Source organism: Clostridium sp. CAG:221, assembly GCA_000435835.1.
In the GTDB taxonomy this organism is placed as follows: Bacteria; Bacillota; Clostridia; order Clostridiales; family Clostridiaceae; genus Clostridium.
Map to the genome: position 1 here is coordinate 64,520 of FR883402.1, position 7,812 is coordinate 72,331.

The window sequence follows — 7,812 nt, forward strand, 5'->3', positions numbered from 1 at the left end:
AGACGGCGTTCATAGCCGTTATTGAATTAAGAGCCCATAATAATGGCCAGTATTTGTTTAGTATAGTTTAAACTTTTAAATGCTAAAATAATATTGTGCTTGTGGGAATAAAGGTGGTACCGCGAGTCTTCGTCCTTTTTTAGGACTTAGGCTCTTTTTTATTTGTACAATTTATTAAACTAAGGAGGTTTCTGTGATGGAAGAAAAGAAGAATTTACCTACCACGTATAATCCAAAAGAATTTGAAGAAAGAATTTATAAGACTTGGGAAGAAAAGAAGTATTTCACACCAGTAATTGATAAGAGCAAAAAGCCTTTTTCAATTGTAATGCCGCCACCAAATATAACTGGTAGATTACACTTAGGTCATGCTTTAGATAATACTCTTCAAGATATGCTAATTAGATTTAAAAGAATGCAAGGATACTGTACTTTATGGTTACCAGGACAAGACCATGCATCTATTGCTACAGAAGTTAAAGTTGAAAATGAATTATTAAAGCAAGGCTTAGTAAAAAAAGAAATGGGAAGAGAAGCATTCCTAGAAAAAGTTTGGGAATGGTCTGATGAATATAGAGGACATATAAGAGAGCAGCTTAAGAAAATGGGTGTATCTGCTGATTTTTCAAGAGAAGCATTTACAATGGATGAAAACTTAAATAAAGCTGTAAGAACTGTATTTGTTAAGTTATACAATGAAGGACTTATATATCAAGGAAATAGAATAACTAACTGGTGTCCTAAATGTACAACTGCATTATCAGATGCTGAAATAGAATATGAAGAAAAAGAAGGAAGCTTCTGGCATATTAACTACCCATTATCTGATGGTTCAGGATTCTTAGAAATTGCTACAACAAGACCTGAAACTTTATTAGGAGATACAGCTGTTGCAGTTAATCCAAATGATGATAGATTTAAACATTTAATAGGAAAGACATTAAAATTACCACTAACTGATAGAGAAATTCCAGTAGTTGGTGATGAATATGTTGATATGGAATTTGGAACAGGAGCTGTTAAGATAACACCTGCTCACGATCCAAATGACTTTGAAGTTGGAAAGAGACACAACCTTCCACAAATAAGAGTTATGGACGATCATGGTGTAATAAATGAATTAGGTGGAAAATATCAAGGACTTGATAGATACGAAGCTAGAAAGCAAATGGTTGAAGATCTAGACAAATTAGGTTTATTAGTTAAGATAAAGCCACATACTCATAACGTTGGAACACATGATAGATGTGGAACAGTTATTGAACCAATAATATCTAAGCAATGGTATGTTAAAATGGAATCATTAGCTAAACCTGCTATTGAAGCTGTAAGAGGTGGAAAGACTAAATTTGTTCCAGAAAGATTTGATAAGATTTACTTCAACTGGATGGAAAATATCCAAGATTGGTGTATATCAAGACAATTATGGTGGGGACATAGAATACCAGTTTATTACTGTAATGATTGTGGACACATGATGGTAGAAGTTGATGCACCATGCAAATGTTCAAAATGTGAAAGTACTAATTTAAAACAAGAAGATGACGTTCTTGATACATGGTTCTCATCTGCACTTTGGCCTTTCTCAACTTTAGGATGGCCTAATAAAACAGAAGACTTAGAATACTTCTATCCAACTAATGTTCTTGTTACAGGATATGATATCATCTTCTTCTGGGTAGCTAGAATGATATTCTCAGGAATTCATAATATGGGAGAAACTCCATTTGATACAGTATTAATCCACGGTATCATAAGAGATTCTCAAGGTAGAAAGATGAGTAAGTCACTTGGTAATGGAGTAGATCCATTAGAAGTTATTGAAGAATATGGTGCTGATGCCTTAAGATTCATGCTTGTAACAGGTAACTCACCAGGAAATGATATAAGATATATTCCTGAAAGAGTTGAAGCAGCAAGAAACTTTGCTAATAAAATGTGGAATGCATCAAGATTTGTTATGATGAACTTAGATAAGGAAGTTATGGCTAAATATGCTGATTGCACTGAATATAGCTTAGCTGATAAGTGGATACTATCTCAAATGAATACTCTTGTTAAAGAAGTAACTGAAAATATGGAAAAATACGAGTTAGGAATAGCACTTCAAAAAGTTTATGACTTTATGTGGACTGAATTCTGTGACTGGTATATAGAACTTGTTAAACCAGTATTCTTCAGCGATGATGAAAAGCAAAAGGGAATAGTATATAACGTATTATACACTGTATTAACTACAGGATTAAAATTATTACACCCAGTAATGCCATTCATTACAGAAGAAATATACACTACTTTAACTGATGGAGAATCAATAACTATCTCAGCTTGGCCAGAATTCAATGAATCATTAGTTGATGCTAAAGCAGAAAAAGATATGGAATACATCATAGAAGCTATTAAATCTTTAAGAAATGTTAGAGCAGAAATGAATGTACCACCATCAAGAAAAGCTAAGGTAATAAGCTACATTAATGATGAAGCAAGAGATGCATTTACTGCAGGTACAGCTTATATTGAAAAATTAGCTTCAGCTTCAGATGTTGAATTTATAAATGATAAAGCTTTAGTTCCTGAAAATGCTGTATCAGTAGTAGTTAAAGGTGGAGAATTGTTCATGCCACTACTTGACTTAGTTGATAAGGAAAAGGAACTTGAAAGATTAAATAAAGAAAAGACTAAACTTGAAGGTGAAATAACTAGAATAGAAAAGAAACTTTCTAATGCTGGATTTGTTGCGAAAGCTCCAGAAGCAGTAGTAGAAGGTGAAAAAGAAAAAATGGCTAAATACCAAGAAATGCTTGATGCTGTTTTAGTTAGAATAGATACTTTAAAATAGTTTATGATTAAATGGATATCTGCTTTGGTGGATGTCCATTTTTTATAAGGGGGAAATTAAAATGAATTTATTAAAAGATAATGTTTTTAAGTTATATTTAAAATATTTCATTCCTACTATAGGGGCAGCGTTATCAAGTGCAATATACATACTATTTGATACTATTTTTATTGGACAAGGAGTAGGAGGAGATGGACTTGCGGCACTTAATATTGCCATACCTATATTTGGTTTTTATTCAGGGACAGGCCTTCTTATTGGAATAGGTGGTTCCACACTATTATCCATAGAAAGAGGAAGAGGTCATGAAAAAAGGTCTAATAAGATATTTACACTTTCAATAATAATGGGATCAGTAATTAGTATTTTATATATGATATTAGGACTTTTATTCATTGATAAAGTAGCTTATTTCTTAGGGGCAACAGAATATATATTACCACTGGTAAAAGAGTATTTATTTATAATTATGATTGGTACAGTATCATTTGTTATGGTAAATGTACTTTCACCTTTTATTAGAGCAGATAAGGCACCTAAAACAGCAATGGCAGCTGTTATTATAGGTGGATTTACTAATATAGCATTAGATTATATATTTGTATTTCCTTTAAATATGGGGATGAAAGGTGCTGCAATAGCTACTGTAATATCGTCCACATTAAGCTTGTTAGTTTTATCCATACATTTTATAGGAAAGAGCAATACATTAAGATTTGAAGATAATTTCTTTAGAATCTCAACGGCAATAAGAATAATAAAATGTGGTTTACCAAGTTTCTTTAGTGAAATTTCAACTGGGTTAGTAATTTTTATTTTTAATCTACAGATAATGAGATTATTAGGTGAAGATGGTGTGACAGCATATAGTATCATATCTAATACTGCTATTATCATAATTGCATTATTTAATGGAATATGCCAAACTATTCAGCCACTAATAAGTGTAAACATTGGAGCAGGTGAGAAAGAAAGAGTAGAGTGCTTTAAAAAGATTGCTATAGTTACTGCTATAATATTAGGAATTTTATCATATATAATATGTATAGTATTCCCAGAAGAAATAGTGAGAATTTTTGTTAAACCTACTGATAAAGTACTTAGCATAGCTGTGAACTCAATAAATATATATGCTGTTGCATTTGTTGTTACAGGGGTTAATATGGTTCTTGGAGCTTTCTTCCAATCTGTAGAAGAAGCAAAATATTCTTTTATTATTGCTATTTGTAGGGGACTTTTATTAGTGTCAGTAGCAGTTATAATACTTCCTATTTTTATGGGAATCAATGGGGTATGGGTTAGCGTTCCTGTGGCTGAAGCTATTACATTTATTATAGGAATAATGCTGACTTTGAAGATGAGAACAAGAAAAATATAAAGATGATATAAAAAGAAATTCCTAAAATATTTTAGGAATTTCTTTTTATAGAATAATTTTTTAACTATGTATAAAACTAATAAGAGAAATATTATAAAAAATAAAAGTTAAAGAGGTGAAGAATATGGCAGCAAGAATCACAGGAACTAAAAAAGATAATAGTGGTGAAATATGTGAATATATTTTAGATACTGGAGAAACTATAAGCAAGGCTGAAGGTGTTACAAAAGCTAAAAATGGAGAAATTGATGGTGTGATAGTGGCACATTCTAGGAAGGGAGAGGAATACTTAAGAACAAAGCCAGATGGCAGTGAAGGTAATAATTTATCATCAATGTCTAATAATCAATAATTAAAAAACTGTGGAGCTCCACAGTTTTTTAATTAGAAAAGCATAAGAATTGTATTAGCTATGGTGCTTTGAGGTTTTTCATTAATAACATCATTAGCAAGCGAAACAGCATTTATATTTGAAAGAAGAGGCCTTTCAAGGGTAGCAAATATAAGGCACCATTCTTTATATAGTACATTGTCAGAATTTTTTAATGCTTCAGTTATGTAATTATAAGCTAACTCTTCGTAATTTATAGGAGTAAGTATAATCATAATGTAATATGAAATAAGATAATTTATATATGAATAAGCATCTTTATTATCTTTGTTTTTTAGAAGTTCATTTTGTAAGAAGAAAAATAAATCACTTTTTGTATAATAATCTTCAGATTTAAGTAAAAGTAACTTTTCTTCGTTAATATCGAAAATTGAAGCAGTATGTAAATTAACTCCTAATATAGTATTTAAATTTTCCATATAATATCCTTTCTTAGTAGAGCAATAAATTTTGCATTTTTGTTAATTATACATTATATTTAAATAAAGATGAAATAAAAAATAGAATTTTGGGGTGGTTTGATGAAATACCAAGAAGCAATGAAATACATAACGGAAGTAGGGAATTTTGGTTCTAGTTATGGTTTAGAAAGAACATATAAATTATTAGAACTTCTTGATAATCCGCAAGATAAACTTAAAATAATTCATGTAGCAGGGACAAATGGAAAAGGTTCTACAACTGCTATGATTACTTCAATGCTAAAGGGATGTGGTTATAAAGTTGGAATGTATACTTCTCCATTCTTAGAAGAATTTGAAGAAAGAATTCAAATTAATGGAGAGAATATACCAAAGGAAAAGCTTGCACAGCTTATAACAAAGATTAAGTACGCAGTAGATAAGGTAATAGAAGAAGGGTATAATCATCCTACTGAGTTTGAAATTATAACAGTATTGATGTTTTTATATTTTGCCACTGAAGAGGTAGATTTTGCAGTAGTAGAGGTAGGTCTTGGAGGAAGACTTGATTCTACCAATGTAATAACACCTATATTATCAGTAATAACATCTATAAGTTTTGATCATACAAATCTTTTAGGAAATACTCTAGAAGAAATTGCTGCAGAAAAGGCAGGTATAATTAAATCATGTATACCTACTGTTATATATCCTCAAGAAGAGATGGCAGAAAGAGTGATCAGCAGCAAGTGTCAAGAGTTAGATTCAAAGCTTTATAAGATAAATAAAGAAGATGCCAAATTAATTAATATAATTAAAGAGGACAAGATATATCAGCAAGTAAAGGTGAAGCTAGATGATGAATATGATGTTAAGCTTCCACTACTAGGTGAGCATCAGATTTTAAATTTGGCTGTTGCTTTAAAAGCTTTAGAGGTAATAAAAGATAAAGCACCTAAACTAAATAGGGAAATCATAGTAAAATCTCTAGCAACAGTTAGATGGAATGGAAGACTTGAAATAATGAGTAATTCCCCTTATGTAGTAATAGATGGAGCGCATAATATTCAGGGAATAACTCAATTAGATAAAAATATAAAAAAATACTTTGAATATAAAGATATGTACTTAATTTTAGGAATATTGGCTGATAAAGATGTTGAAGATATGGTGAAAGTGATTACACCTAAAGCAAAGAAAGTTTTTACAGTAACACCTAATTCAATGAGAGCAGAAACAGCAGAAGAACTGCTGGAGGAAGTAAAGAAATATAATGAATCTTGTGAAGCATATAATGATTATAAAAATGCTTTTGAAGACGCTTTAAAACTTTGCAAGAAGGATGATTTGCTTCTAATAAGCGGTTCATTGTATATGATAGGTGAAATGAGGGGAATAATAAAAAAATACTTTAGTAAATAATACTTTGTTTACTAAAATTCACTAATATATTATACTGATATAGAAAAAGAATATACTAAATAAAAAAGTTGAATTTCAGGAGGAATAAATATGGCAGCACATTTACATATTATGGCTAAGGAAGGTTCTATAGCAGAAACAGTATTATTACCAGGAGATCCTTTAAGAGCTAAATTTATAGCAGAAAACTTCTTAGAAGATGTAGTTTGTTATAATGAAGTAAGAGGAATGTATGGATATACTGGAACATATAAAGGAAAAAGAGTTTCAGTGCAAGGAACAGGAATGGGATTACCATCACATTCTATTTATGTAAATGAATTAATTAAATTCTATGGAGTAAAGAGATTAATTAGAATAGGTTCAGCAGGGTCTATCAATGACGATGTAAACGTAAGAGATATAGTTTTAGCTCAAAGCGCATCAACAAATTCAGGAATTAATAAAAGAAGATTCCAAGGGCTAGATTATGCACCAACAGCTAATTTTGAACTTTTATATAATGCATATAATATTGCTAAAGATAAAGGTATTAATGTAAAAGTAGGAAACGTATTATCTAGTGATTTATTCTATGATGATACAAATGGATTTGGAGCTAAAAACTGGGCAGAGTATGGATGTCTTGCTATTGAAATGGAAACAGCAGAACTTTATACTTTAGCAGCTAAATACAATGTTGAAGCACTTTCAATATTAACTATATCTGATCATATATTTAAAGGGGAAGAAACATCTCCTGAAGAAAGACAAAATACATTTACTGATATGATGGAAGTAGCTTTACAATTAATAAAATAAACTTTAATACAAAAAAAGATGATTTTATATATCATCTTTTTTTGTATATTATGATTTTATTTTATTTTTAATATTAATGAACATTGATAGATATTTATTAGATTTAGCATTTTGTGTTTTTGAAATAGTAAAGCAATAAAGAATACAATTAAGAATTGAAACAAAACCACTAATAATAGCACCTACTTTTAGAGAAAGATTAATTATAGTTCTTTGAGAAGAGTATAATTTTTTATTTCTTTCGTAATCTTCAATTAGGAAATTATTTACTCCATCAATAAAAGCTCTATAATCATTTTCAGAAATTTCCTCTCTATTCATAAATTCATTGTAATATTTAATATATTTTTCTTCTTCAGTATTTACAACGTCTAATACTGTATCTATATGGCTTATAAATACAGAATTAAGCACCTTATAGCCTACGAATAAAAATGTACAAAATATTAAACATGCAATAATTCTAAATATAATTTTAAAAGTTTTCACATTTATTCTCCCTAAGTTTTAATATTTTCCACTATATTATCGGTTAATATATGAAAAAATTAATATTAAATTTATTAATAATTTTAATTTT

At 29.7% G+C, this 7,812-nt stretch carries 7 protein-coding genes and 1 other annotated feature (1 of these 8 running past the window's edge); of the genes, 5 read left to right on the forward strand and 2 right to left on the reverse strand.

All coding sequences use genetic code 11. The annotated features are described in order from the left end of the window. Positions 1-140 (forward strand) — a binding site (T-box leader); it begins 136 nt to the left of the window's first position. Between the two features lie 56 nt (positions 141-196). The 3 genes from Q5O44_RS07770 (at position 197) to Q5O44_RS07780 (ending at position 4,569) form a co-directional block, all read left to right on the forward strand. Further along, complete coding sequence (locus Q5O44_RS07770; RefSeq protein WP_022167843.1) at positions 197-2,839, forward strand: valine--tRNA ligase; 2,643 nt, start codon at positions 197-199, stop codon at positions 2,837-2,839. 61 nt (positions 2,840-2,900) lie between these two features. After that, positions 2,901-4,217, forward strand: coding sequence for an MATE family efflux transporter (locus tag Q5O44_RS07775; RefSeq protein ID WP_022167844.1), 1,317 nt, complete (start codon positions 2,901-2,903; stop codon positions 4,215-4,217). A 124-nt stretch (positions 4,218-4,341) separates the two neighbouring features. After that, the gene (locus Q5O44_RS07780) at positions 4,342-4,569 is read left to right on the forward strand and encodes a DUF3892 domain-containing protein (protein WP_022167845.1); all 228 of its coding nucleotides are present in this window, start codon (positions 4,342-4,344) and stop codon (positions 4,567-4,569) included. A 32-nt stretch (positions 4,570-4,601) separates the two neighbouring features. On the opposite strand, the gene Q5O44_RS07785 is transcribed toward Q5O44_RS07780, so the two are convergent. Further along, complete coding sequence (locus Q5O44_RS07785) at positions 4,602-5,027, reverse strand: hypothetical protein (RefSeq protein WP_022167846.1); 426 nt, start codon at positions 5,025-5,027, stop codon at positions 4,602-4,604. Between the two features lie 102 nt (positions 5,028-5,129). On the opposite strand from Q5O44_RS07785, the gene Q5O44_RS07790 reads away from it, so the two are divergent. Continuing rightward, the gene (locus tag Q5O44_RS07790) at positions 5,130-6,431 is read left to right on the forward strand and encodes a folylpolyglutamate synthase/dihydrofolate synthase family protein (protein ID WP_022167847.1); all 1,302 of its coding nucleotides are present in this window, start codon (positions 5,130-5,132) and stop codon (positions 6,429-6,431) included. A gap of 90 nt (positions 6,432-6,521) precedes the next feature. Further along, complete coding sequence (gene deoD / locus Q5O44_RS07795; RefSeq protein ID WP_022167848.1) at positions 6,522-7,232, forward strand: purine-nucleoside phosphorylase; 711 nt, start codon at positions 6,522-6,524, stop codon at positions 7,230-7,232. 48 nt (positions 7,233-7,280) lie between these two features. Here deoD and Q5O44_RS07800 read toward each other — a convergent pair whose 3' ends face one another. Beyond that, positions 7,281-7,721 carry a hypothetical protein gene (locus Q5O44_RS07800; protein ID WP_022167849.1) on the reverse strand — a complete coding sequence of 147 codons (441 nt, stop codon included), beginning with the start codon at positions 7,719-7,721 and terminating at the stop codon, positions 7,281-7,283. Positions 7,722-7,812: the final 91 nt, after the last annotated feature.